This is a genomic window from Paenibacillus intestini (genome assembly GCF_030803945.1).
GTDB classification, from domain to species: Bacteria; Bacillota; Bacilli; order Paenibacillales; family Paenibacillaceae; genus Paenibacillus; species Paenibacillus polysaccharolyticus.
This window is the reverse complement of record NZ_JAURUN010000021.1, coordinates 1-25,812: the sequence shown is the minus strand read 5'-3', so window position 1 is coordinate 25,812 and position 25,812 is coordinate 1. Positions and strand designations below refer to the sequence as shown.

The following is a 25,812-nucleotide window of genomic DNA, read 5'->3' as shown; positions in this document are numbered from 1 at the left end:
CGCCTTCTAACTCACTATTTTGGCAATTTCGAAATTGCTATACGTTAGTCTCAGTCCCTCGTCTATTGTAGAACTTGGTTTCCAATTTAGATCTTCTAAAACCTTAGAATTATCCATATAACTGTGAGTAATATCTCCCATACGAGAATCGCAGTATACTGGTTCTAATGAAGAGTCCGCGATGCTTGCTAATTTATAGTACAAATCATTTATTGAAATAGGTGTATTTGTGCTAATATTGAAAATTTGGTTATTCCCCTTTGTCATAACTTGCATGTTAGCATCTACAACATCTTTAACATATATAAAATCTCTGGTTTGACTACCATCACCAAATATTTTAGAAGGAATTCCTCTGAGGAAGTTATCAATAAATATTGAAACCACCCCCCCTTCACCATGGGTAACTTGTCGTTCACCATAAACATTAGAATATCTGAGTATTGAGTAATCAAGATCACAAGAATCAGAAAACATTTTTATATAATATTCTGGAGTAAATTTGGAAATCCCATAGAAGGAAATAGGTATACTTGGGGAAACTTCTTTTATTGGAAGATCATAATTTTCGCCATATATAGCAGCAGAAGAAGAATATATTATTTTTGTTACACCAGAATTTTTACATGCTTGAAGAACATTTATAGAGCCTAATATATTTATTTCAGCATCCAAGTATGGATTATTAAGTGAAGTTTGTACATCGATTTGTGCAGCTAAATGGTATACAACTTCTGGTCTAAAGTTCATAAATACTTTTTCTAGATTTTTATCCCTTATATCAATTTTCATCAATTCGGCACTTTTATTCAAATTTTCTTCACTCTCAGGATAGAATAACGCATCTATTACTAGAACATCATGGTTCTCACTAATTAATCTGTCTACCAAATGCGATCCGATGAATCCACATCCTCCAGTAACGATAATTCTCAAAGTATTTCCTCCTTTAGATATGATTCATCAAACATTTGCGAACTCAGAAGTCAATTCTTAAAAGGTATAGTCAACTATATTTTGAAATGCAGTGTGGCATATATTCTAGTAAAGCGCATGATTATGGGTTTAAATTTACACCAACTTAATTTTCAAAAAATTATAATTCCCAATTGTTAATTCCTTCTAATGCGTCATATATAATAAAAATGGCGTAATTTTGAATAGCCCATCGGAAAAATATTACAAATAATTATTGCTATTCAAATGAGAAGATCACAATTTATTAAGATATCTTTCTTGGAGTCTTATAATAACATACATAACTCTCCAAACCATAAACTTCACTTCACTAATGATGTTAAATCGTTGTGATCTTCTAACTGGAGCGTCACAAAACTTAATTAAATTAGACACTGCCGAGGACCATGTAAAAACTTCAAGATTCTCTTCTGGATAGACTCTCTGTTTCCCTATGTTAATCATTTCAATAATTCTTTTAGATATCTCATCTATATTCTTTTCAGATACAACTGATCCTAGATTATATTTTTTTATAGTTTCTGCAAAGACATCGCCTTCGGAAGCAAGAATTGGGAGCTCGCACCACACATAATCAAGCAATCTAGTTCTATAAGAAAACCTAGTTTCCAAATGATTCTCGTGAAGAGAGACCCCAATGTCCGCTTCGAGGAGATAGTCACTCCGCTGATCGTAATCAACCCAATCATTGAAATAAACAGTATCTTCTAAATTTAAATCTTTTGTAAGGTTTATCAATTGGCTCAACTTTCTTGGTGTTCCTCCACTCGGAGGTTTAACCCCCATAAAGAAGCACTTAATATCATTACGACTACGCTTTACTCTAGCCATAGCTTGAATTAAAGATTCGGGATCTAACCAGTCCCAAATTCCTCCCCCCCACAGAACAACTTTATCGTTTTCACTTATAATTGGACATTTCCCTTTGATCACTTTATGCTGAGTTTTTCTCGGTTTCTCATTAGGTATCCCAAATGGAACAGTTCCTATTAATTCTTTAATGTCTTTGTTGATACTTGCATATAATTTAGGAGTAAGTCGTTTAGCAGAAATCATACCTAACCAATAATCCTTTTGTTTCTCGGAAGCACAATAAAAAAAGTCGCCTCTTTGAATCTGCTCTTCAATAACTGCCATAGTTGTTTTATATTTCAGATTCGCTATATATCCATGCTTTTCAAAACTTTCAAGGTTCTCTAGATTAAATGGATCATACAGGTCAATTGCAACTGCTTTGTTAAAATATTTAATGAAAGGATATTTCCAAATGGAAAGCCCTTGTAATAAAACGACATCACACTTCAACAAACTGTTCCACAAATTTATTCCTGTTAGTTTTTTCACAACAAAGCCCTCACCCTGTATGAAATCACTATTTGGAACTAACACTGTTACTCTTCTTTTTTCATGTGAAAGGTTTTTAGCTATCTCCCAATACCTAATTGCTGGACCAGACATTTTGTTTTTTATTGGAGAAGGAGAAATTATTAGAATATCTTTCATATATTATATTTTCCCGCTTATTTTTTTGAACCAATTTGAGTTTTTGTAAGTTGAAAATTCCCTTGTTATATCTTCATATTTTTCATTTTGTTTTTGTAAAGTATCTTTTAACATATTAATCTGATCTTTCAAAGTTTCATTTTCTAAAACGATACTCTCTAGCTTTTTGGAATCCTCATCTGTTGTTTTGATCATTAATTTTAGTTTAGTATTGTCATCTATTTGAGACTCGAGTTTTTTTCGAGAATTTTCGAGTTCATTTTCTAATAATTTGAATTCGGAATCTTTCCTATGAACCAAAGATTCAAGTTGCTCAGAGTAATCAATTTGCATTTTCAAAGAATCTTTTTGGTGATTAATGATATTCTGAAGTTCTAAAACTTTAGTTTCTATCTGACTCTTCTCCTTCAAAATTTCCTCATAGCGATTCTCTTCAGATAACACTTTTGAATAAAGAATAAATTGATAAGTGTCTGCTTCTGAATTATTTCTGTAGACATAATTAATAATCTCATCAGGATAGCTTTCAATATCTATAGAAAACTCCGAAAATTGAGGATATATCTTTACACGATCAACAATTTTAATAAAATAGCCTGATTCTTCGAAAAGTTGTACTATTGATTTTTTCGTATAGAATTTTAAATGTGTATTATCAAGCAAGCCAATATTTTGATAATTATAGTCTCCTTTTAGTAAATTAAATACTATCGAAGAATGAGCCATGTTGGGGATCGATGCGATTACCTGGCCATTAATATTCAACAAATCTTTGCATTTTTCCAATATTACTTTTGGATGCTTCAGATGCTCCAGCACGTCAGCAAATAATATATAATCATACTTCCCCCAGCTCTTTAAAAAACTAAAATCAATTTTCTCAATGTCTCCAATTAGCATTTCGTTACAGTATACTTGAGCTTTCAAGGCATCATCTTCATTGATTTCAACACAATCAATGACACAACCTTTCTCTTCTCGAAGTATTTTGGTCATATAACCGGATGCACAACCAATTTCAAGAACCCTTGAATTACCACTAATAAGCTTAATAATTTTTGATGCAGAAGTTTCTTTTGTTAAATCAACTTCATAGTCATACTTTGACATTCACTTCACTTCCCATTCATGCTTTAGTAGTACGACCCCTTCACCTTTGTAAGAGCTACTAATTATATTAAAGGAACCGGTATCTGCTTTATAATCCATACGACCAACTGCCTCTCTTTCAAAGAAGCCAACGTGAATAGTATAGGTTCCTGGGAATAAATTCAAATCACTATAGTGAATGAATAGTTCGTTTTCGCCTAAATTTGGTTTAATAGTTATACTGTCAAGTTTTGTGTTAAGTCCGCATATACTAGAGCCATCTGCCCCGAAAATAGCAACCCCTGCAACAATTTCATCGACAGATTTTAATAGCTCATAATTAACAGAGATGGTCATACTATCGTTGACTTCAAACTGTTGTTTAACATTTCTAGTTTTATATTCATAACAATTAGTTTCAACAATCTTCAACATTAATTCTTCAGACGTAGAAGTAGATTCGGTTTTATTGGAAACATTTGAATTTATATCTTTTTTCAGTTTCATATAGTCTTCAAAATGCGGCACTACTTGTACAGGATCACCTTGTTCAAATATATTGCCTTCCTTGATCCAAACTACATAATCACAAATATTTTTCACTGAATAAGTGTCATGAGATACATATATTATGGTTTTACCACTTTCTTTAAATTCTTTTATTTTTTCAATACATTTTAATTGAAAATATAAATCTCCCACTGCTAATGCTTCATCGACAATAAGTATGTCAGGGTTTACATTGATAGCAGAAGCAAAGGCAAGTCTTACATACATACCAGATGAGTAAGTTTTTACGGGTTTATCAATAAACTCTCCTATTTCTGCAAATCCCTCTATAATAGGCATTCTAACATCCATTTCAGCTCTAGTGAAGCCTTGGATGGCACCATTCATGTATACATTTTCTCTCCCAGTAAATTCGGGGTTAAAGCCCGCCCCAAGTTCCAAGAGCGCAGAGATTTTCCCTTCCACACTAACTACTCCAGTAGTTGGTTTTAGAATGCCACATATAAGTTGTAATAATGTGCTCTTTCCACTTCCATTCTCGCCAATTAATCCGATAGTTTGACCTCGAGGAATTCTCAAATTGACATTTTTTAAAACTGTAAATTTTTCTGAATATTCCCTATCTTCAAATAAAAGTTCCTTGAGTCTATTTATAGGATTAGCATAAGTTTGAAATTCTTTCCCTACATTAGATAATTCAACTGCATAATTATTCATATATAGCCCCTTTATTTTCTACTTTTGATTTGAATTAAATGAGTAAGCACCTTTTTCCCTATAACCATAACACCTTTGTTCTTTCTAAGATAATTTAACAATCTCCAACCTAATGTGTTGTATATGGCCTGAAGTTGCAGATCCTTGTATTGTAATTCTCTTTCCAGATGAATGTTATTTTGATTCAAAACAACTAGGCTTTCATACAATTCCTTATTTAATGTTGTTTTTTCAACTTGGGCTATCTCTCTAACTTCATCATTAATATTCTCTTTATAAATTCTCCTATAACTCGAGATCATATTCACTATAGTTGTTACTTTAAGATTATTTGAAACATAATCCTTAACATTCGAATACATATCATAGTCTTTACTAATTTCCAACAACTTGTTAAATAAATTATCACTCGATAAATTCTTAACAAGCCAGCCACTTTTGTTATCTTCTACCCTTGAGCCTAATGCTCCGCGATCATTAACAATTACTGGGATCCCTCCTGCCCAAGTTTCAGATAGAGTATAAGAAAAAGTTTCTGGTACCACAGACAGTAAACAAACAATATCAATCTGATATTGTTTTAAAAGCATTGATAAATTATTACGGTTGTATCCACCTATTTTATACACTGTTCCATTACTATATTCATCCAACAAACGATCTTGAATATCGCCTATAAGGAACCAATTTATCGCGATATCGCGGTTATTCTTAGCTAAAACTTCTCTTATGATATCGCTTCCTTTGTGTTTCGCGAAATTACCAACAAAAGCAACATTAATAAACCCTCTATCTGTAAAACTTTTGTTCGATACAGAATCCCTATTTTTGTCCTCTTCTTCTGTAACAACTATTCCATGCTCAGTAATTTTGAAGGGAATATTTAGTTTATTAATTTGATATTCCTTCTCAAAATATACTTTTACCGATTCAGAAGGATAGATCATCAAACTAATGAATTGTAAATTTTTCAATACCTCGTTACGCCATTGTTGTCTAAATGCCGTGCCGTAACCCATCTTTGATTGCAGGCAACTATTGCATTTTTCAATTGAAATATCATCGTAGCAGTATTCACCATTGTGATCCATTAATAGAATAGACGGACAAATTAGATGATAATCATGCGCAGTGTAAACTAAAGGAATGTTTAAATTATTAGCTATACCAAAAATATCATACGTATGCCTTTGTAGATGATGTACATGAATTAAATCTATAGACAAACCCTTTATTATAATATTCAGAATCTTTGCATAGTCGGCTTGATAAAAAGTGTGTGCCTCGATTGGATATTCAATAAAAAAATTATAATTCATTGTGACGTTATTACTGAATTTTTTAAGCAACACCCGTGTTCCATGTGTAGTCAATGTGTAAAACTCATATTCTTCCAACCCGTCTATTATATCTTTAACATGCATTTCAGTCCCACCGCGTTTGAACAACCAATCTTCATCAACAGTGTTGTGAGTCAATAATAGAATCCTTTTTTTAGGTATCTTTGAATATGCCGGTAGTTGTTTTTTTATATTTTCTACCAACGGAAAAACCATGTTTGACGCCAGAAAACTATTAACTCTATCAAAATAGTATGGATATTTCTTTCGTAAAACTTCCGAATTTCGAACGATTAAAGTTTCTTTATCATCTTTGAATGACATTGATCCTTTATGGTACACAAAGGTCGCATCATCAAGCACGTTAATATAGCCGTATTCAGTTGCTCGGCAACAAAAATCATTTTCTTCACCGTAACCTTTTGAATATGATTCATCGTCAAAAAGTCCAATCTCATCTAGAACTGAACGTTTAATATACATACAAAAACCAACAGCAGTGGGCAACTGTGGATATTTTCTCATAGATATGTCTTCTATCATTTCAGCAAATCTATTAATTGTAAATCCATTTGGAACCTCATTATCTTCACCGAAATTAGGCACGGAACAAATGGTACCATTATTTGTGAAAGGAGTGACAGTTGCTATTCTTTCATTTGAATAAGCACATTGGACAAGTTTCGATAGCCAATTTTCTGTAACAATAGTGTCGCTATTAAGCAAAATCACATCATTGTTAGAAATACTCATTCCTTTATTAACTGTTTTCACAAATCCTAGATTCGTATCATTAGAAACTTTCACTATATTAGAAAAATTCAAACTCTCTAAATAATGTTCTATTCTATTGTCTGGGCTGCAATCGTTAATAAGAAATAGTCTGAACTCATGCTCGGCTGTATTTAAAAATAGCGAATCAACACATTCAACCAAATCTTCAAACGCATTATATATAGGTATGATTATATCAACTGGACTGTTACTACGAATCATTTAAAAACACCGCTTTCCATTAAACTAAATATTAATGAGTATTTTTCCATTTTCAAATTTAGTGTTTGGATTCAAATATCTATCTTCTTCAAAACCGACTAGCAACTCTTTTCCATGTGGGGCTAATTGTCCATCGTTATCATAATCCATGTTTGAAGTAACAAACTCAAAATAAGGATTATAAATATTTCCAATATTTTCTGTGATTAAGTAAAGATTAAATCCATCAAAATCATGGAGGGACAAATTTTCAAGCATATAATTCTTAAATAAGGTAGATCTTACAGAAAAACAGTTTGAAGATGCAAATGTGACATTCTGCACCCTTCTTATCCTCCCCAAATACCCGAATTCATCCTTATTATCATTGAAGTTAGGATAAATCTTACAACCATTCTCAATAAAGGAACCCGAGTAACTTATTTTACCTGATTGTGACACTATTTTCCCAGAAACACAGCCAACATCATCTCGTTCTGAGTAAACTAGAAGTCCTTCTAGCCAGTTAGAATTTTGAGCAGCAATAGTATCTTTAATAAACACAAAGCTCTCTATATGTTCAAAATTGATGAGGTATTTATACATTTCAACAAAAAGCTTATTGTAACTGTAAGTTATATTTTTTATTCCCATTAAATCAATTGGGTCTGTAGAAAAAACAATAATATCATACTCTATGTCCGTATTTAACGACTCAATATCCCTAATTCTTTCTTGGATCAAACTTTTATTATTTGATAATGCGATTAAAAAAATCGCGATTGGATTTTTTTTGTTTAATCTCAGCAATGGACGATAATTCCCTCTTATAAATGGATCCTCTTCAACTCCAGAACAATTATGACCTCTTCGTAATAGAGACTGATAGAGCGCTATTCTTCCTCTATCATAAGCATAGCTCTTACTATTAACTTCTACAGCAGTTGAACCCGGTATCATTCTCCAATGGTAAAGAATTTTAGGTATATGATAAACACGATTTGTCTTCTCAGTAAATCTAAGTATTAGATCATAATCTTGGGCACCTTCGAACCCTACACGAAACCCACCTATTTCTTCAACAATTCTCCTTCTGTAAACACCTAGATGCCCAACATACATAAATGAAAACAAAAGTTCAGAATTCCAGTGTGTTTTGAAAGCAGGTTGCATCCTTTCAGATTCCATTGATAATTTATCTTCATCAGAATAGATTAAATCTATCATATTATCATGATTCAACACTGTTACAACTTCTAGGAGAGCATTCTCATGAATTTCATCATCGTGGTCTAACAGTGCAATAAATTCTCCAGTCGACAATTCGAAAGCCTCATTAGAAGTAATAGATATATGAGAATTTTTTTCTAAAAATTTAACTTTTATTTTCTCACTTTCTTTCATAAGGAGATATTCTCTAATCAGCTTGTTACTCGAACAATCATCAACAATGCACAACTCCCAATTGCTGTACCTTTGTTTCTCTACAGATTCTACTGCTTTCATAAGCCAATTAACATCTACATTATATACTGGCATCAATACAGAAATTTTAGGTTGATAAGAGAACTTACTGCTTATCATCGTTCTTTTTTCTTCATGTTTCTTTCTCCACGCATTATAGCTGTCTATATTCTCCATAGAATTATGCAATACCTTATTGTGAATCAATCTAGAAATTTTACTAAATACAAAGCCGAATTTCACCATTTATTTACTCCTACATACGTTTATTTGTTAATATATAAGTTCTTTATTGAAAACCTTTGATTGGTCTGAACTGGATCAATTCTAATAGAAATCATTGGCTTCAAGGATGCTTCAATCGGTATTTTTAAAGTCACCACGTTATCCCCGTTATGAACTAATGTTTTTAAAGAATGGATTTCATTAAAAGAAGAGTTGTCTTTATCGAGATAGAAAACCTGAACAGTGTCATCCTGTAAGACAGTTATATCAAAATTAATAGTAGTTACAGGCCCGTCATCTAAAGGTATAATTATTGAGGGATCATTATTCTCTCCCTCACCCGTTATTGAACTTTCACTGACTTTTATGTCTCTTATGTTTTGATAATTTGCTGTATTTAACTTTATACTCTTTTCAACATAGTTTATTTGAGTTGATGCATACCAAGCATACAATTTTGGATACACATTTGTATTATAGAAGAATACAATGAAAATCAACAAAATTAGGATAAAATACATTATTTTCCTCATGAACTAGACCCCACCTTTTCTCTGAAAAAAAACATCCCGCAGAACATAGAGAGCAAACACACCAAAGGAAGTCCGTATCTATGATTCACTAAGAAAGGTAAATATATTAATGTGTGATAAATAAATATTAATGTCACAGGGTTCACTAAAACCTGTTTTATATTTCTTACAAGCATTTCATATAACCCCAGCACTACGATAATTATCACACCCAGCATATTTAATAACCTAAGTGCCGATTTCCCAAAACCCAAATTGTGGTAATAATCAACAATATTATTAAAAGGAAAATACCAATAATGATTATTCCCAACGAGCAATCGTCCTATTTTTTTTACATCCCAGTAAACATACCCAAATAGATGATCTCTGATATTGTTTATTGCCACTTCCTTTAAACGATCATCACCTTCAGATTGAAGATGTGTATACGGTGCTGTTATCTCATAGGTAGAATACTCCTTGCCCCGATACGGCGGCTCGTCTCCTTCCGTATCAGCCCTTGAACCTAGAAACAAAACGGCGCCTGAGCCATTGTTTATAGCAAATCGGTCAAACAAAATATAGTTTTTAAGAATAAATGGACCGACTACTACACCGAAAGAAATTAATAATACCACTAAACCCCTAATTATCTTTCTGTTGCTCTTAAATACTAAATACATGACTAGAAGCAGAAAAAATGGGGCCAGTAAAAATGTTGATCTTGTTAATGTCGCGAGTGCCATGAATAAACCAGCATACACATATAACTTTACACCGTCTTGGCTAATAGCTAGCAACGACCAGTAACTTGCCATAAGTATAAAGAAAATATATATTGGCTCAGTTAATAATGTTGGAGCAATTTCAATTAAGGGAAAGTAGAGAGCCATAAATAATGAAGAAAAAACTGCAACTTTATGATTAAACAATTTAATAGCAATTTTGTAGATTGGAACTATGCTGAAAGCTGCTACCAAAATATTGAATATCCTAATAAAAAGAATAGGTTGACTTGTTACTCCAGATAGTAAGTAAATATATATCGGATTTAAAGGTGCAGTCCACAAAGATTGTTCATCCAATAGTGCATAAAAAAAACCTTTTTGTTCTATTAATAAATAATTGTTATAGTATACATTTTCATCAGGATAAAAGCTCAATAGTCCCTCTGGGTTCAATGGTAGTGGAGTCATATAAAAATATACACAGCGAACAATAAGTGCCAAAAATACTATTAAAATCAATACCGTCTTGTTATTTAGCTTATGCTTAAAGTACATCCGCAAACCCATCCTTTAACTTATTGAAAATTTTAAGACCGAAGAAAATACTAATAAAAGCCCAACATGACATATAGAGAAACGATGAAACATTCATCTCACCTGTAGCCAGCACAATCAGTCTAAAATTATTAATGAAATGATATAATGGGTTTATTTCAAGAAAAAATCTATATTTTTCTGGTATTATATTAATCGGGTACACTATCGGAGTAAGATAAAACCACACATTAAGAAACACTGATAAAAACTGATTTATATCCCTCAAGTAAACATTTAGTGCAGCTAAAGCTAAAGACAGACCGAACATAAATACGCTTAGCAAAATTAGATAAGGAGCAATCAACAATATTCCCCAGCTAACCGAAACTCTAAAAATGATCAGCAACAATATTACTACCAGAAAAAAAACGATAAAAGTAAATAATCCTGTTAGTAAATATGAAAATACTGTCCACTTTGTGTTAAATATAGTTTTTTTTATTAAAGATGCATTGTCAATAAGAGAACCAGTAGATCTAACAATAACTTCATTAAAGTACATCCACGGTACAAGGCCACTCACAAGCCAAACAGAAAAATTGAGTCCACCAAATTCTGGTCCTAATTTTGCTTTGAGCACAAAAGAAAACACAAATGTATAGATAAGAATCATTGATATTGGTTGAATAAAGAACCATAATAACCCTAGCGCGGATCCAGAATACCTTTGTCTTATATCTCTAACAACCATATTTTTAATGAGATATTTGTTTTGTTGTAAAGAGTTCAAAAATCTTAACATTCTTAGTCTCCATTCAATCTTTAGTTTATTCGATTCTAATATTCAATTTTTTAATTTGGCTACATGTGATAACTGTCTCTTCTAACTAATGAAAAATATTGATCTTTGGTGTAACACATTCGATCCACATATGCTAAAATAATGTCGTATCTACCAGAAAAGGAGAATCAAACTTTGTCGAATCCAGTATACGGAAAACAATTGAAAACGTCGAGTAAAGTTACAGCCAATTCGGCATCGGTGCTCTTATGGTCATTGTTCATAGGGCTTATCTTATTTTTACTCTGGTCCGCTTTCCAAGTTGCGCTATTTAATGGTCAATTGTTGCAATTTGAGGCACCCATTTATTGGGCTGTTGCCATTACGACCCTCCTGTTCATCCTTTGGGTGGCAATCTACTTTAAACAGATGAAGTTAGAAACACAGCAAGATTGGCTCAAAGTAGCCGTTATATTACTCCCTCTTACTTATGTACTATCACTAATTAATGCAGCATCAGAATACTTGGCGAATAATATGATTCTTATCCAATGTATCTATGCCATGATTTTTGTGATGACAATGTACCTGCTTCAAAACAACAAAATCAATCATATCATACAATCTTCCTTAATAGGTATTGCATATGTTATCGTCGGTTTTGGTATGTTAAATTGGCTGGGAGCTTTCAATTTTGCAGGTAAGTTAGTTGGATGGTTTTCCGCTGGCGTAATTAATGGTGTATACAACCAGGCCATCTGGAATGATTCCAACGGTGCGAGGCTTGCGTCCGTGTTTCAGTATCCCAATACATACGCAGCATTTCTAATGGCCTTTCTGTTTATTTCCATCTTCAGCATGATTCGTTCCAAAAGAATATTCACACAACTGTTGCATGGCTTCATGCTTGTTCCCATTATTCTGTCATTGCTTCTGACGCTCTCTCGTACAGGACTTGTAATGTTGCCTATCGTATTTGTTATCCTATTATTTTTGCTTAAACCAACCAAACAAATTCTATGGTTTATCTATTGTGCCGTTTCGGCAATTGGCACTCTATTGGTTTTAAACCCGATTAACACTGCAGGAATTGAACTTCAAAAGCAGTTCACAGGTTCTCTTGCAGCCAAGAGCTGGGCCATCCTTATTGGAGCCTCGCTTGTTGTTGCATTGTTGTGTTGGGCGATTCAGCGACTTGTAGCCCCTATGCTGGAAGCTAAGCTTCAATCTTGGTCAGCTCGAAAAGCATCCAGTGTATGGATCCCGCTAGGTTCTGTAGTTCTAACCGTTGTGATTGCTGTTCTTTTGCTCGGTACGGGTGTGCGTAACATTTTGCCGGACAGTATTAGCACACGACTTGAGAATATCAACTTCCAGCAGCACAGTGTGCTTGAACGTATCACATTCTACAAAGATGCCACGAAACTATTTGCCGATTATCCTGTAATCGGGGCAGGTGGCGGAGCATGGACTGCATTGTATGAAAAGTATCAGAACAATCCTTATGTCAGTGCCCAAGCACATAACTTTTTCATGCAATATCTTGTTGAGGTTGGCCTCATCGGATTTTTAGTATTTATGGCGTTTATACTATATGTTTTCTATCAATATGTACGATCGTATGTCAGACGGAATGAAGAGGATCGCGAATCACATTTCGTATACTTTATTCTTTCCATGTCCATCCTCGTGCTCAGTCTTCTTGATTTCAACATGAGTTATGTCTTTATTGGAATGCTGGTATTCCTTGGTCTTGGAGGCATGAGTGCCGCGATTGAGCCTCAACCAACTCGTCGTTTAAAAATGGGAGAAGCTGCGGCACGCGGAGTGTACAGTATAATTGCTGGAATAGCGATCATTGTGCTTCTCATCGTTTCTGTTCGATTCCTACAAGCTAATCATTATGCGATTGAAGGTAATGAGCTCGCGAGGAGCAGTCAAGATTTCCGGCAAATCAAAGCTCCGCTGGACAAGGATTTGTCCATCCGTAGCACACATCCGGATTCACTAATGCTTCTAGCGTCACTTTATCAACAAGGCTACACGCAAACGAAAGATGAGCAATTCTACACAGAAGCCGTGCAATTGTTGCAGCGTGGCCTCGAAGCAGAACCATATAATAAAGGTATGGTAAAACAACTCATTGGCATATATGAACTGAAAGGCGAAAATGACCAAGCGTATGCACTACGAAAAGAATATGCAAACAACTATATTTGGGATATGGACTGGTATGAGCAATTGATCAGCCGATCATTCGATCTGGGGTATCAGGCACTTGGACAAGGGGATACTACAAAAAAGAATGCTTATTTCACTTCGGGAATTGAGGCATATCAGCATGTAGTAGATGGAGTAGAGCACCTTAAAACTCTCCCTAAAGGACAGCTTCAAGGTCAGCCATTTCAAGTCACACCAACGATGATTCTCAATGCCGGGAAAATGAAGTACATGTCCAACGATCTTCCAGGAGCTACCGCTGTACTTAAAACGGGAATTGCCGAAGATCTGACGGATGCGACAAATCGTGAAATTGCTCGTTGGTACCTCGCTTCGCTCAAACGAGAATTTAAAATGGACGAGGCTCTATATAACAAACTGATTGCCATCTCATCCAGTGAAGCAGACGAAATTAAACGAATTGCTGAATTAACTTTTAATTAGAATCATCCACACTTGTTGTTATGGTGTTATATAAAAAAGGTTTGCCTTATAAGGCAAACCTTTTTTCGTCTTGTCCATAGTAGAAACGCTCCAAAGAAATAGTGGATTGATAACTTAAGTAATGAATAAATTCGTTAATCAGTCTGATACCACGATATCTTTCAAATACTTCAGCAAATCTTCCCGTAGATCAGGTCGCTGGAGTGCATAGTGGATGGATGTTTCAATAAAACCTAACTTCTCACCCACATCATGGCGCAAGCCATCAAAATGATACGCGAGAATCTGTCTTTGCTCATTCAGACGGGATAAAGCATCGGTCAACTGAATCTCCCCGCCTACACCGGCAGACTGCCTGCCCAAGATTTCAAAAATATCGGGAGTAAGAATATAACGGCCCATAATCGCCAGATTCGAAGGAGAATCCTCCGTTCTCGGCTTTTCAATCAAACGTCGCGCTCTGAAAACACGTTCATCCGTACGAGTTAGCAACTCTCCATCGATAATACCGTAACGGGATACTTCACTCCAATCGACAGGTTGCACGCCGACAATCGGGGACTGCAGTTCGTCATAGACTTCAATCATCTGCTGCAAGCATGGGTGATCCGCTTCAACAATGTCGTCCCCGAGCAGGACGGCAAACGGTTCATTGCCAATAAACTTGCGAGCACACCAGATCGCGTGACCAAGTCCTTTCGGTTCCTTTTGCCGGATATAATGGATGTCAGCCATCTCGGAAGGTTTACGCACTTCGTTCAGCAGATCCCACTTCTGTTTGTCTGCGAGATTCTGTTCAAGTTCAAAGGAATAATCAAAGTGGTCCTCGATCGCCCGTTTCCCTTTCCCTGTCACGATAATAATATCTTCGATTCCGGAGGCAACGGCTTCTTCAATAATGTATTGAATGGTCGGCTTGTCCACAATGGGCAGCATTTCTTTCGGCATGGCCTTGGTGGCAGGCAAGAACCGGGTTCCCAGTCCGGCGGCTGGAATAATCGCTTTGCGGATACGTATAGGAAACACTCCTTTGGCTGGATCAAGATAGTATAGGGATAACACGATTAATGAGTTGGTAAAAGCGGTGCATTTCTCTATACATTACCACAAATTTATTAACAATCGTTGTATAAAAATCGAGTTTTCTCTACACCATTAACAACTCGCGAATATCCTGCTCGGATAATGTCGTTGATCCTCCATCGCCCGGTTCAATGACCTCAGCAATCAAATCCTTTTTCCGCTGTTGCAACTCCAAAATCTTCTCTTCAATCGTGCCCTCCGTCACAAGACGAATCACCTGAACCACTTGTTTCTGCCCCATACGATGAGCTCTTCCAATCGCCTGTTCCTCCACGGCGGGATTCCACCACAGATCATATAATATGACGGTATCGGCTCCCGTCAGGTTCAGTCCGGTTCCACCAGCCTTGAGCGAGATCAGAAACAGTTCAGCTTCTCCCTCATTAAACCTGCGGCACATGTCTACACGACTCTGGGCAGGGGTTTGTCCATCCAGATAAAACAAGCTGTTGCCTTGCGCTGTAAGAGTCTGACGAATGAGGTTAAGCATACTTGCAAACTGGGAGAAGATCAGAATGCGTTTGCCAGCGGCCAGACAGTCCTGGACGGTCTCCAGCAGTTGCTCCATTTTCCCGGAATCCCCTTGATATCCGTCCACAAATAGTGCCGGGTGACAACATAACTGACGCAGGCGAGTGATACCGGCCAAAATTTTGATCCGATTTTTCTGGAAACCGTTGTCCTCCATGTCCTTAGTTGTCTCATCCTGAAGCTGAGAGAGATACGCTGCGTAAAGCTTTTTCTGTTCGACCGTCAGCTCAGAGCGTTGCACCGTCTCAATCCGATCCGGCAATTCTTCCAATACATCTTTCTTCAAACGACGGAGAATGAACGGACGTACCATACGCGAGATGCGTTCTGGCGGCAAGTCACGAAATCTTCTGTAGCTCGGGAATAAACCCGGAAATACGGCTTCAAAAATAGACCACAGTTCATCCAGTGAATTCTCGACGGGTGTACCTGTCAGGGCAAAACGGCGCGGCGCCTGAATTTGTTTGACGGCTTGCGCTGTCTGGGACGATGCATTTTTGACTGCCTGTGCCTCGTCCAGAATCAGGGTATGAAAAGTTCTTCCCAAATACGTATCCAGATCACGTCGTAGCAACGGATACGATGTCACGATCACATCCGCCTTGTCCATATCCGCCAGCATGCTGGCGCGTTCATCCTTCTGTCCTGCGGCGATTAAGACATTCAAATGCGGAGCAAACCGTGCAAACTCATTCGCCCAGTTGTACGTTAATGAAGCAGGCGCAACAACCAATACCGGCGGATGTGTCATTCGCGTGCGAATGGTCAGACCGTCTTGCTGCGAGGTGTGCCATGCATCATCTATCGTTCCACTGACGTTAGCCAAGTAAGCCTGCTTAGACCCATCCATGGTCCAATTATTAGAAATGGAGTTGTGTTTATCAGCTGGTAGCCCTGCCTCTTGTCCCTGCTCATACACGGGTCTCTCCTGTAATGAAGCTGTGATGTAGGCGATACTTTGCAGTGTTTTACCCAGTCCCATATCATCTGCCAGAATGCCGCCAAATCGGTAATGTGCGAGCGTACGAAGCCACTGATACCCGCTTGCCTGGTAATCCCGCAGCACGGGCGCCAGCGTCTGAGGCAACGGAAAGTCCATCCGGTCAGGATCACGCAGATCATCGAGGAAACGTTTGAGCGAGCCTCCCCATTTCACATGACCCGAAACCTCATCTCTGCCCGGAAGCTGCAACGCTCTCACGGCAGGCAACCGGATATGGCTGCTCTGGATATCCTTTGCTTCCAGTCCAAGCGCGTCAGCCATGTGAGCGAAGCTGCTCGCGCCATCATTTTCAAGTGACAGAAAGACACCGCTTCGCAGGCGGAAGAAAGCTTTCTTTTCCACAATGCTGCGCATCAGTTCTTGCAACTCTTGCTCGTCGACTCCCTCCATCTCGAAGGAAATCTCCAGCCAGTCCAGTCCTTTTCCCAGATCAGCACGAACCTTCGGCGGTACCGGATACGTTGGCATCATCGCTTTCACGGCATTCGGCATATAGATATCGGCCAGCTTCTCGAGCTCAGGCAACAGGTGATACATCACATCATAGATGGCGTCCTCACGTTCGCTTGCCCAGACACTCCCCTCCCGCTCCAGAAAAGAACGATCCAGTCTCTCGATGAGATTGCGTTCCTTGAAGCGGTCACGGATCAAGATGACTTTCTTTTCTTCCTCGTTAATCAAATACTCTGCCAGCGGGTTAATGACCATGACGCCATAATCGAATTCCAGACGTGCTGTAATGCGTTCCCGGTAAAAGTCGATATACAGCTTCGGTGACAACTCGGGTTCGGCAATCTGTTCGCGCACATGGGAATCAATCGACAGATGCCCCAAAGTCCGTAGCTCCGGTACAACATGCTGCACAAACTCATCCACCTGCTGTGACGAGATATCAATGCTTTCTTTAATGCCGTAGGATGTGAGCGCACTGTTCAGGTCCTCCAGACTTCTCATCTGCGTCGGTTCTAACATATAGAACTGCCCCTCAACGACTGCCGCATCATATGCCGGAAGCAGAATCAACTCACGCAGTCCTGACACCTCCAGCTGATACCCTTCATTCGCCCCCTCTGCGATCCGGTAAAATAGAGGCAATGCTCCCTCGCTTAGGGTTAACGGACCATTTGCCAGTCCGGTGCCCTCCATGCGGCTATCCGCTTGCATAAGCAACTCCAGCAGTGGCTTCCAGACAATTGGAGCGATCAGGATATCGCGACCGTCCGAAGCACCCAGATAACCGGAAATCGATTCACGGTATGCCTCTTCACTCTGTCTCATACGAATGAGCATGGAAAGGATAGCCTGATCTTCCGCCCGAAACACATGTAGCAGCGGATCATAATGAAACAGCTTGGTGAAGGACATGGGCTCGCCCTTTTCAATACAGTTCAGGAACTGCTTGACCTTCTGCACGACATAGAGTCGTTTGTTGCCCACTTTTAATTCAAGCGCCAGCTTGGCTCCGCCTTTATGCACATGTACCAGCTTGCAGATGAACTGTATCTGTAATTCTTCTCGTAGCATAGAGCGGGTAACCGGTGCTGTGTATTTTGACTCTCGTTCATGCGGCAATCTGCGATCCTTCGCAAACAAGGATAAAATCTGGTCTGCCGTACGGTAGGACGGTTTGTCCGCAGAGCGGCCCCAGCCTGAGGCTGAACTCGGACGACCTGCCTGTGCAAAAGGAGAAGGGGACAACGACTGCGGCTTATGCTGTTGCGGTTGATTCGGTTGATGTGGTTGCTCCAATTGCTGCGATTGCTGACCTTGTGCAGTAGATATTAAATCTGAATAAGGCCGTTCCCATTTCTCTTCTTCGACCAGTGTGCCCACTTTTGATGGTGTCCCTCTGCCGCTGGATGGCTCTGGTGTATCCTCACGTTCATGAATAGCAAGCAGAACAGCCGCAATATGTTTGCAGTAGTCATAATAGTTGCCATATGCAGGGCAGTTGCAATGCGCTTCAATCTCTCCCGCATCGTCCAGGTCTACCTTTACTTCGTAGACTTCTGTCCCTCGGACAACGGCTTGATAATGACGTCGGTCTTCACTCACAGCGAGCTTGCCAATCCTCCCAGACTGTTGATATTCTTCACCGTGTTTGAATGCCGTGACCCCGCACAGCAATTTGATATCCATCATCGTAAATGGAGCCACGCTTCACACCTCCTTGGTTGCCGATGCCGCTTTTATAGAAAAAACCCCAAGAGCTCCGTAAAGCAGAGATTGGGGTTGCTTATTATTTCACCAGTTGGCCGCGTGTAACGCCCAATTGGTTCGTTGCTTTCAGGGTTTTCCATACTTGTGTTCCGCTGATCTCGCCGCGTAGTGCACGGTTGTACAGGTCGATAACTTCCTTCACCTGCTCCGGTGTCTCTTCCAGGAACTCGACCCGGTAACGGGATACACCCAGATCCATAAAGTTAGTCAGATACTCTGCACCAGACTGTTCTACGGCATTATATACCGTGTTACGGCAGCCTTCATCCACACGTACCGGGTGAGACATCCCAATTCGGTCTTGCAGGGAAGCCCGCTTTTCTTCGCAAGGACGTCCGCAGTTCGTATAGTCGGTGCCTTCACTCATAAACGTACAGTACACGCAGTGCTCCGTGTGGAACATCGGCAGATGCTGATGAATTACCACTTCGGTCTGATTTGTACGGGAGTTACCGAGCAGATCAACCATCTGCTGAATGTTCAGGTCATATGACGGGGTGATCCAGTCGCAACCTGCTTCCAGAAACAATTCCACTGCCTTGTGGTTGGCGATGTTCAAGGAGAAGTCCCCGATCAGCTGCGGATGCTTCGCATCCGGGTTCAGTCTACGGTGACGCAGGTAGAAGTAAAGCGCACCTGTATTACGAACGAGAACCGCATCCGGCTCCAAACGCAAGATATTGTTGTGATAGCCGTTCTCGCCAGGCATATGAATACGCGGCGTAGCCAGCGCGATTTTGCGACCTGCAGCATGTACAGCATCCACGGCTGCCGGGAATTGCTTGATGAACTCGAAGTCGGCGTAGATCATGCCGACGCCAGCTTCCAGCGCTGCCTCCACTTGTGGCAGGCTGCGGCACAGCGCGGTCAGCTCTGCTTGACCGCGAGCTACTGGCGATGCCGGTTGTGCCGCATCGCCGTACACGTCCACCGCCCGTTTCACGTAGACGGGCGGTTTCGGGCGCTCGCCCGCGAGTTGTTCGACCGCCTGACGGCGAATATTGTTCAACTCGCGCATCGGAATGATGACGTCACCGTGCAGATTGACGTCCAGATCCTCAAGCTGGAACACGGTGCCGCCGAGACGTCCGAATTGCTCCTCGAGCAATTCATGGGTCATCGGACGTTTCTGGGCAATGTCCAGTTCCATCTCCGAATCTACGCGCACGGTCGTTCCCTTCTGCACGTCGGTCCACCACGTGCTGAGCGGTTGCCCCGGGCTGCCGATGACTTTCACTTTGACCGGGAAGACACGGTAAGGTTTGTCGGTCTCAAAGCTTTGACGCAAACGTTTGTCGAGCGCAGGGTCATTGGTTTTCCATACCTTATCGCCGACTTTTACGCGGCGCAAGTCTACATCACTGCGGCCTGGTACGATGTCCACGATCCAGCCTTCGCCGGCTTCGCCTTCGATCTTCACACCTTTGCGGCGTACATCATATACACGTCCGCCCTCTTCTTTTTTCGTTGGATCACCAGCGTCGAACACGATGCCGTCTCCACGTTTCACAGGTGCATCCAGTTTCAGCACAACACCATCACGCAGCACTTGATCTACACGACCCAGGTAAACGCCGCGGCTTTTCGGGAACGTCCCGTCTACCAGCTGTTTGTTGTTCGTGCCGTCCAGAAAACCATGTGTGAATCCACGCGAGAAGCTCTGTTGCAACTCACGAATCTCTTCTTTGCTTGTCCGTGTATTGTCACCGTCAAAATAACGGTCAATCGCTTTGCGATATTTGCTAACTACGTTCGCCACGTACTCTGGCGTTTTGAGTCGACCTTCAATTTTGAAAGACGTTACGCCCGCTTCAATCAATTCCGGCATGATATCAATGGCTGCCAGGTCTTTGGGAGACAACAGATACGCCACATCCCCCATCGGCTGGTGAACACCATCCACCATCAGATCGTACGGCAGACGACACGCCTGCGCACATTCTCCACGGTTCGCGGAACGTCCGCCCCACATTTCGGAAGTCAGACACTGACCCGAATAGGATACGCAAAGTGCGCCATGCACGAATACTTCCATCGGAAGTTTCGCTTGATCACCAATCTTTTGAATCTGCTTCAAATTGTTTTCCCGTCCAAGTACGACACGTTCCATGTCAAACGGCTTGGTAAACTCTACCGCTTCAGGCGACGTAATCGTCATCTGCGTGGAACCGTGAATCGGAAAGTCCGGCGAAATCTCACGAATCATTTTGACCAGACCCAGATCCTGTACGATCACAGCATCCACACCCGCATCTACGCAGGCATCGATGAGTTCTTTGGCATCTTTCAACTCATTTTCAAAGATCAATATATTAAAGGTCAGGAACCCTTTTACGCCGTAACTGTGCAAAAACGCCATAATCTCCGGTAGCTCGTCCATACGGAAATTGTTCGCTCGTGCCCGTGCATTGAATTTTTCGACCCCGAAGAAAATCGCATCCGCCCCGTTGGCTACCGCCGAACGCATGCAATCCCAGTCCCCTGCAGGTGCCAGAAGCTCAACGTCTTCTCTTCGTATTGTTGCTGTTTTCATGTAGATCCTCCCCATACCGGCCTCAGCCAGTGTTCTTCCCTTGGTACCTGTATTTCGGTACGCCTGCATTGCTGTCAACGTCAAGTATCACTATATCTATACATTATGTCTGTATTGCCTGAAATCAAGGCCTACAGTCTCTCTATTTCTCAAATCAGCAGTAATAACTCCTGAACTAGTATAGTGTACCACTTCTGCACCGACTCTTCTACGGTTTCCTGAAAAAACCGTTTGTCATTTTCATCATTTTTCCATAGAGATTCCACTCATTCTCAACATATTTACATACCTTATTCCATTCATTGTAAAGTCGCAGCCAAAGAAAAACCGAAGGTTCTTTACCCCTCCGGCAATTTCTACACATCTATATTGTTATTTAATAAAAGTAAATGAGTTCACTGCTTTTTCCAGCATGGCTGCCTGCACTTGCGTACGGTTCGCATCGTTCAGACCACTCGTGATCGTATACGTAATTCCATCCTTTTCAAACACAATCTGACGACCTGTATACGGCACACCCTTATCCACTTCATGGTACGTGAAGGAGAATGCCGGTACACCTGCAAAGGTCAGTTGCTCGCTACGGATCAGATTGAAGCTTTTTCGCGTTTTGGCTGCCTCTGCATAGGCCTCTCTCAGCTGACTAACCGTCATCTCAATCGACTTGTCCTCTGTAGCTGCAATGGAGAAGTTGCCACCCGTGAAGGTATAAACGACTGGTGAGCTTTCAAACCGATCACTATACGGCGTCCAGTAGCGCGGAATATCCACGCTGTAATGATAGTTTTTGGACGTACGCGTGATTGTTTTCATTTTATCTGTCAGATATGGATCTTCATCCAGCTGACCGAAATTATCTTTTACCGTGTCAAAATCAATCTCTACACTCTTCATAATTCGTTCAAACCATGCTCGGTCTGCGGCCTGTCCTTCAGGGAACGTATACTCCGCGTAGTAACGATATCCGTTCTTCTGCAAAAGCACATCATATTCCGTCTGCCATCCTGACCCGAAGTTATAACGGAATTCATTCACCTCGGCAGTTTCGCCAGAGATTTCCGTTGTAAATGAACCAATTTGCTGATAACTCTCGGCTGTAAAAGTTTCACGCATCCACTTCTCGAGCTGATCACTCCAATCCTTCACCGTTGCACCGGACTTGGCTGAAGTCACTCGAAGTTGCAAATAAGCACCGTCTTTATCTTTATAAACCATGTTATTATTGTCCATGGACCAGCCCGCTGGAACCTTTAATTCAATTCCGTAATCATCATTCCATGCCGCACGCATGTCGTCCTCCACCGTGGAAAGATCCTTAATGGTTCGATCTGACTGAGAATAGCTTGGTTCAAAAGAGTTGAGCAATGAAGCATGTTTGCCCAGATCTTTATAATTAATCGCCTCATAATCCGCCAAGTAGACATCATATTGACGACCGTCATGAATGTACTGGCGTAACTCCCACAACACGCCATCCGCATCTTTGACGACAACTCTTGCATAAGGATTGTTTCCTTTAGATACCGCTTCACGGTCCAGTACCGTATCTCCTGCCTGTTTGGCCACCTGCACGAGTTGTGTCAGCAAGTCATCCGCATCCAGTACCACATTCTGGTCACTCACATACACTTCGAGAAAATAACTTTCATCCGTAGCGCCAAAGGTCATCATGCGTTCCTGTTCATTCGTTTGCAACACCAGAAGATCGGCTGGATAATGAATCGACCAGCCATAATAGCTGTTGCCAATTCTCGTTTTCCCTTTGTCCAGGTCGATGCCCTCCTCATCCACACCCTCACCCTTTTGAAGCAAACGAATGACGATCTCTCCCGAACTGTTCGGCGCAATCGTTGCACCGATTCCTGCCGCAACCGGGCGAAGAGGAACCATTAACACACCATTCACCATTTTGGGGGCAGTCCCCATCTCCACTTTGGCACCGTCAATCCATGCGATAGAACTGTCTATTCTCAAGGCCACAACGTGTGGACCTTCCTTGATTTTGATGACATCATTTTTCTCCAGCCGCACTTCACTGCCAAAGGCTTTTTTGAATACGCCGACAGGCACCAATGTCACGCCTTTAATCGTGAGGGGTTTCGTGATGTTTTGTTTCTTGCCATTCATAAAAGCACTTGTACTTCCTGCTTTGACACGCAGCTCATTGGTGATCAAATCATCAGCTGCCCATACTGGCAGAGCTGTGCTTGCCAGCAACATCCCTGCTAATACGCCCGTGCTCAGCACGCGTAACCATGACTTCTTCATTCCGTTCATTCGTCCTCTCTCAATTCGGGTTGCTTGCCAAGCTTATTGTTCTTCATCCGTTAAAAGCGAATCATCGGACGGCTCCTCAAGAGAGGCTCGATCCACAAGTGTCAATGTGCGGGTAACGATGTCTCCGTCCGTTTGCACCAGCAGCTTTACCTTTTGTCCAGGTAAGTAGGCTTTGAGTAGCTCATTGATATCGACTACCGAAGATACACGTTTGCCCGCAACGCTGTAGATGGCATCCCCTTCCTTGATCTTGGCTTTCTTCGCTTCCGGACTCAATACACTCGTAACCGTCAACGGATCTTCCGCAGGCAGACCTACAATGGCCGACCAGCTCTCTTCCATCTGTAATCCGAGACTTGCCCGTTTGATCGTTCCATATTTAAAAAATTGATTGATGACAAAGTTCACGGTGTCTACAGGAATAGAGAAACCCATGCTCTCGATGCCCACGGCAGAGAATTTCATGGAGTTAATACCGACGACTTCTCCCTTTAAGTTAACGAGCGGCCCTCCACTATTTCCGGGATTAATCGCCGTGTCTGTTTGAATTAAGCGGTAGGACGCTTCCACCCCACGGTTCAGACCGCTGATCACGCCAACCGTAGCTGAGTTACGCAATGAAAAGGAGATCGGCGTGCCGATCGCAATTACCGTCTCGCCCACAGCCGCTTGCGAAGCTTTAGCAAAGACCGCAGGTTTGAGTGCTTTAGCGTTAATTTTAATCAGCGCAAGGTCACTTAACGGATCACTGAACGATTCTGTAATGTTATATGTATTCCCGTCTGTCGTGACAACGACCGGATCTACTAACTGATCAACCACGTGGGCGTTCGTCACAATCCATCCATTAGCGCGAATGATAACGCCTGTGCCATGTGCCAGATTATAACGATCGTTTGCCGATCCGTTCTGGTTTTCCGTCGTCTTACCTATAATCCCAACCACAGACGGAGATACCTTCTCAATCACTTTGGGAATGGCTTCGCTTCCCTTATACGTATACGTTCCTGATTTGGCATCGTATTGTCCACTGCCGCCGAACATCTTCACCAAATCTTTCGTATTCACATACACCTGGCCGTCGATTACCTTGGCTTGCATGCCTGTCTTGGATGCTGCTGCACCAGCCGTCGCCGTCATCACACCAATGGAGAGCACAACAACCATCATCATGGCTGTTGCCCGTTTTACTAACCTTTTCATGACTTCACCTGACCCTCTCTACTCTATACATCCTTCTTGCGCGACTGGACAGCCGATTCCTGGCCGAATCTATCTTCTCTCTCATCTGCAATATCGGTATCCTTCAATGTATCATACAAATTATGGCTATACAATCGTTTTAATTTTCGCTATTTTTCGACATAATCAAACTCTCTCAGTTTCCTCCCTTCGGAGAATACAGACATGAAAAAACACCTTCCATATTCATCATGGAAAGTGTTCGAAATGACTATTGCATGGTCTTATTTCTATGCATCTTAATATTACTATTAACCAAACCAACCTGTGATCATCGCGTAGTCTGTCATCAAAAATACCAGCAGACTGACAACTGTAAACCCGATAGCAAACAAATTTTTCTTCGGTGCCCGAAGGAGCCGAACCAATCCGATAAAAATCAGGATCGTAAACAAGATCACAAAAATATCAAATGCATTAAAATTCGATGTACTCGCTGTGGCAGCCTCTGCAAGCAGCATGGATAGACAGACCTCCTCACCATAGTTAAACAACCAACACATACCCTAAACTCTTCCTCTATGTTATCTGTACCCTGTTAGTAATGCAAGCCCTATCATCCAGAAAAATGAAAAAAATCCAGATTGACCGATTTGCTCGCAAAAGCTTATCCAGTCTAATATGTAAACACTTTCATTAAACATTCTTATTAACAGTCAAGGTATGACAGACACGGGTAGCAACAAGATGTAAAAAGAGCCAGGGGTAGGTGACAGAGCCAGTTACCTCAACCTCCCAGCTCTAACGGTCACCAGGGAGCTTATTTGGGCGATTATCACCTGTATCAAAATCTAACGAACATGAGCTTTAAAGCCCCCTAATCCAATTGGACACTCGAAGCTACCTCAGATACACTAAATGAAATGAGGAGAGTGTTCATGAAAAGACGATTTAGAT

Annotated in this window: 16 protein-coding genes; 1 reads left to right on the top strand and 15 read right to left on the bottom strand. The window is 40.7% G+C overall.

The window, feature by feature from the left end:
- Nucleotides 1-6: 6 nt before the first annotated feature.
- The 9 genes from J2T16_RS28130 to J2T16_RS28090 all read right to left on the bottom strand — a co-directional run bounded on the left by J2T16_RS28130 (nt 7) and on the right by J2T16_RS28090 (nt 11,383).
- Nucleotides 7-936 carry an NAD-dependent epimerase/dehydratase family protein gene (locus tag J2T16_RS28130; protein WP_123065405.1) on the bottom strand — a complete coding sequence of 310 codons (930 nt, stop codon included), beginning with the start codon at nt 934-936 and terminating at the stop codon, nt 7-9.
- 276 nt (nt 937-1,212) lie between these two features.
- Complete coding sequence (locus J2T16_RS28125) at nt 1,213-2,481, bottom strand: glycosyltransferase family 4 protein (RefSeq protein WP_123065404.1); 1,269 nt, start codon at nt 2,479-2,481, stop codon at nt 1,213-1,215.
- A gap of 3 nt (nt 2,482-2,484) precedes the next feature.
- Nucleotides 2,485-3,591, bottom strand: coding sequence for a class I SAM-dependent methyltransferase (locus tag J2T16_RS28120; RefSeq protein WP_123065403.1), 1,107 nt, complete (start codon nt 3,589-3,591; stop codon nt 2,485-2,487).
- Complete coding sequence (locus J2T16_RS28115) at nt 3,592-4,797, bottom strand: ABC transporter ATP-binding protein (RefSeq protein ID WP_123065402.1); 1,206 nt, start codon at nt 4,795-4,797, stop codon at nt 3,592-3,594.
- Nucleotides 4,798-4,808: 11 nt separating this feature from the next.
- Nucleotides 4,809-7,133: a glycosyltransferase gene (locus tag J2T16_RS28110; RefSeq protein ID WP_123065401.1), complete on the bottom strand. Its 2,325-nt coding sequence runs from the start codon at nt 7,131-7,133 to the stop codon at nt 4,809-4,811.
- A 24-nt stretch (nt 7,134-7,157) separates the two neighbouring features.
- Nucleotides 7,158-8,822, bottom strand: coding sequence for a glycosyltransferase family 2 protein (locus J2T16_RS28105; RefSeq protein WP_123065400.1), 1,665 nt, complete (start codon nt 8,820-8,822; stop codon nt 7,158-7,160).
- A 20-nt stretch (nt 8,823-8,842) separates the two neighbouring features.
- Nucleotides 8,843-9,334 carry a hypothetical protein gene (locus J2T16_RS28100; RefSeq protein ID WP_123065399.1) on the bottom strand — a complete coding sequence of 164 codons (492 nt, stop codon included), beginning with the start codon at nt 9,332-9,334 and terminating at the stop codon, nt 8,843-8,845.
- Nucleotides 9,331-10,599, bottom strand: coding sequence for an ArnT family glycosyltransferase (locus J2T16_RS28095; RefSeq protein WP_161556969.1), 1,269 nt, complete (start codon nt 10,597-10,599; stop codon nt 9,331-9,333). The genes J2T16_RS28100 and J2T16_RS28095 overlap by 4 nt, the downstream gene beginning before the upstream one ends.
- Nucleotides 10,589-11,383, bottom strand: a complete 795-nt coding sequence (locus J2T16_RS28090; protein ID WP_123065397.1) for an ABC transporter permease — start codon at nt 11,381-11,383, stop codon at nt 10,589-10,591. Before J2T16_RS28090 ends, J2T16_RS28095 begins: the two co-directional genes overlap by 11 nt.
- A gap of 174 nt (nt 11,384-11,557) precedes the next feature.
- Here J2T16_RS28090 and J2T16_RS28085 point away from each other — a divergent pair, with 174 nt between their 5' ends.
- The gene (locus tag J2T16_RS28085; protein ID WP_499020089.1) at nt 11,558-14,026 is read left to right on the top strand and encodes an O-antigen ligase family protein; all 2,469 of its coding nucleotides are present in this window, start codon (nt 11,558-11,560) and stop codon (nt 14,024-14,026) included.
- 138 nt (nt 14,027-14,164) lie between these two features.
- Here J2T16_RS28085 and galU read toward each other — a convergent pair whose 3' ends face one another.
- The 6 genes from galU to J2T16_RS28055 form a co-directional block, all read right to left on the bottom strand.
- Nucleotides 14,165-15,043 carry a UTP--glucose-1-phosphate uridylyltransferase GalU gene (gene galU / locus J2T16_RS28080; protein ID WP_336122779.1) on the bottom strand — a complete coding sequence of 293 codons (879 nt, stop codon included), beginning with the start codon at nt 15,041-15,043 and terminating at the stop codon, nt 14,165-14,167.
- Between the two features lie 130 nt (nt 15,044-15,173).
- Nucleotides 15,174-18,800: a DEAD/DEAH box helicase gene (locus J2T16_RS28075; protein ID WP_336121797.1), complete on the bottom strand. Its 3,627-nt coding sequence runs from the start codon at nt 18,798-18,800 to the stop codon at nt 15,174-15,176.
- A gap of 82 nt (nt 18,801-18,882) precedes the next feature.
- Nucleotides 18,883-21,396, bottom strand: a complete 2,514-nt coding sequence (locus J2T16_RS28070; protein ID WP_336121796.1) for a U32 family peptidase — start codon at nt 21,394-21,396, stop codon at nt 18,883-18,885.
- A 372-nt stretch (nt 21,397-21,768) separates the two neighbouring features.
- Nucleotides 21,769-23,664: a stalk domain-containing protein gene (locus tag J2T16_RS28065; protein ID WP_499020085.1), complete on the bottom strand. Its 1,896-nt coding sequence runs from the start codon at nt 23,662-23,664 to the stop codon at nt 21,769-21,771.
- Between the two features lie 42 nt (nt 23,665-23,706).
- Nucleotides 23,707-24,876 carry a S1C family serine protease gene (locus tag J2T16_RS28060; protein WP_221791335.1) on the bottom strand — a complete coding sequence of 390 codons (1,170 nt, stop codon included), beginning with the start codon at nt 24,874-24,876 and terminating at the stop codon, nt 23,707-23,709.
- A 290-nt stretch (nt 24,877-25,166) separates the two neighbouring features.
- The gene (locus J2T16_RS28055) at nt 25,167-25,376 is read right to left on the bottom strand and encodes a hypothetical protein (RefSeq protein WP_090923015.1); all 210 of its coding nucleotides are present in this window, start codon (nt 25,374-25,376) and stop codon (nt 25,167-25,169) included.
- Nucleotides 25,377-25,812 lie beyond the last annotated feature (436 nt).

Excerpts from the sequence above, each read along its gene's own strand:
- J2T16_RS28125 (WP_123065404.1), bottom strand. The coding sequence starts at position 2,481 with ATGAAAGATATTCTAATAATTTCTCCTTCTCCAATAAAAAACAAAATG.
- J2T16_RS28120 (WP_123065403.1), bottom strand. The coding sequence starts at position 3,591 with ATGTCAAAGTATGACTATGAAGTTGATTTAACAAAAGAAACTTCTGCA.
- J2T16_RS28115 (WP_123065402.1), bottom strand. The coding sequence starts at position 4,797 with ATGAATAATTATGCAGTTGAATTATCTAATGTAGGGAAAGAATTTCAA.
- J2T16_RS28110 (WP_123065401.1), bottom strand. The coding sequence starts at position 7,133 with ATGATTCGTAGTAACAGTCCAGTTGATATAATCATACCTATATATAAT.
- J2T16_RS28105 (WP_123065400.1), bottom strand. The coding sequence starts at position 8,822 with ATGGTGAAATTCGGCTTTGTATTTAGTAAAATTTCTAGATTGATTCAC.
- J2T16_RS28100 (WP_123065399.1), bottom strand. The coding sequence starts at position 9,334 with ATGAGGAAAATAATGTATTTTATCCTAATTTTGTTGATTTTCATTGTA.
- J2T16_RS28095 (WP_161556969.1), bottom strand. The coding sequence starts at position 10,599 with ATGTACTTTAAGCATAAGCTAAATAACAAGACGGTATTGATTTTAATA.
- J2T16_RS28090 (WP_123065397.1), bottom strand. The coding sequence starts at position 11,383 with ATGTTAAGATTTTTGAACTCTTTACAACAAAACAAATATCTCATTAAA.
- J2T16_RS28070 (WP_336121796.1), bottom strand. The coding sequence starts at position 21,396 with ATGAAAACAGCAACAATACGAAGAGAAGACGTTGAGCTTCTGGCACCT.
- J2T16_RS28065 (WP_499020085.1), bottom strand. The coding sequence starts at position 23,664 with ATGAAGAAGTCATGGTTACGCGTGCTGAGCACGGGCGTATTAGCAGGG.
- J2T16_RS28060 (WP_221791335.1), bottom strand. The coding sequence starts at position 24,876 with ATGAAAAGGTTAGTAAAACGGGCAACAGCCATGATGATGGTTGTTGTG.
- J2T16_RS28055 (WP_090923015.1), bottom strand. The coding sequence starts at position 25,376 with ATGCTGCTTGCAGAGGCTGCCACAGCGAGTACATCGAATTTTAATGCA.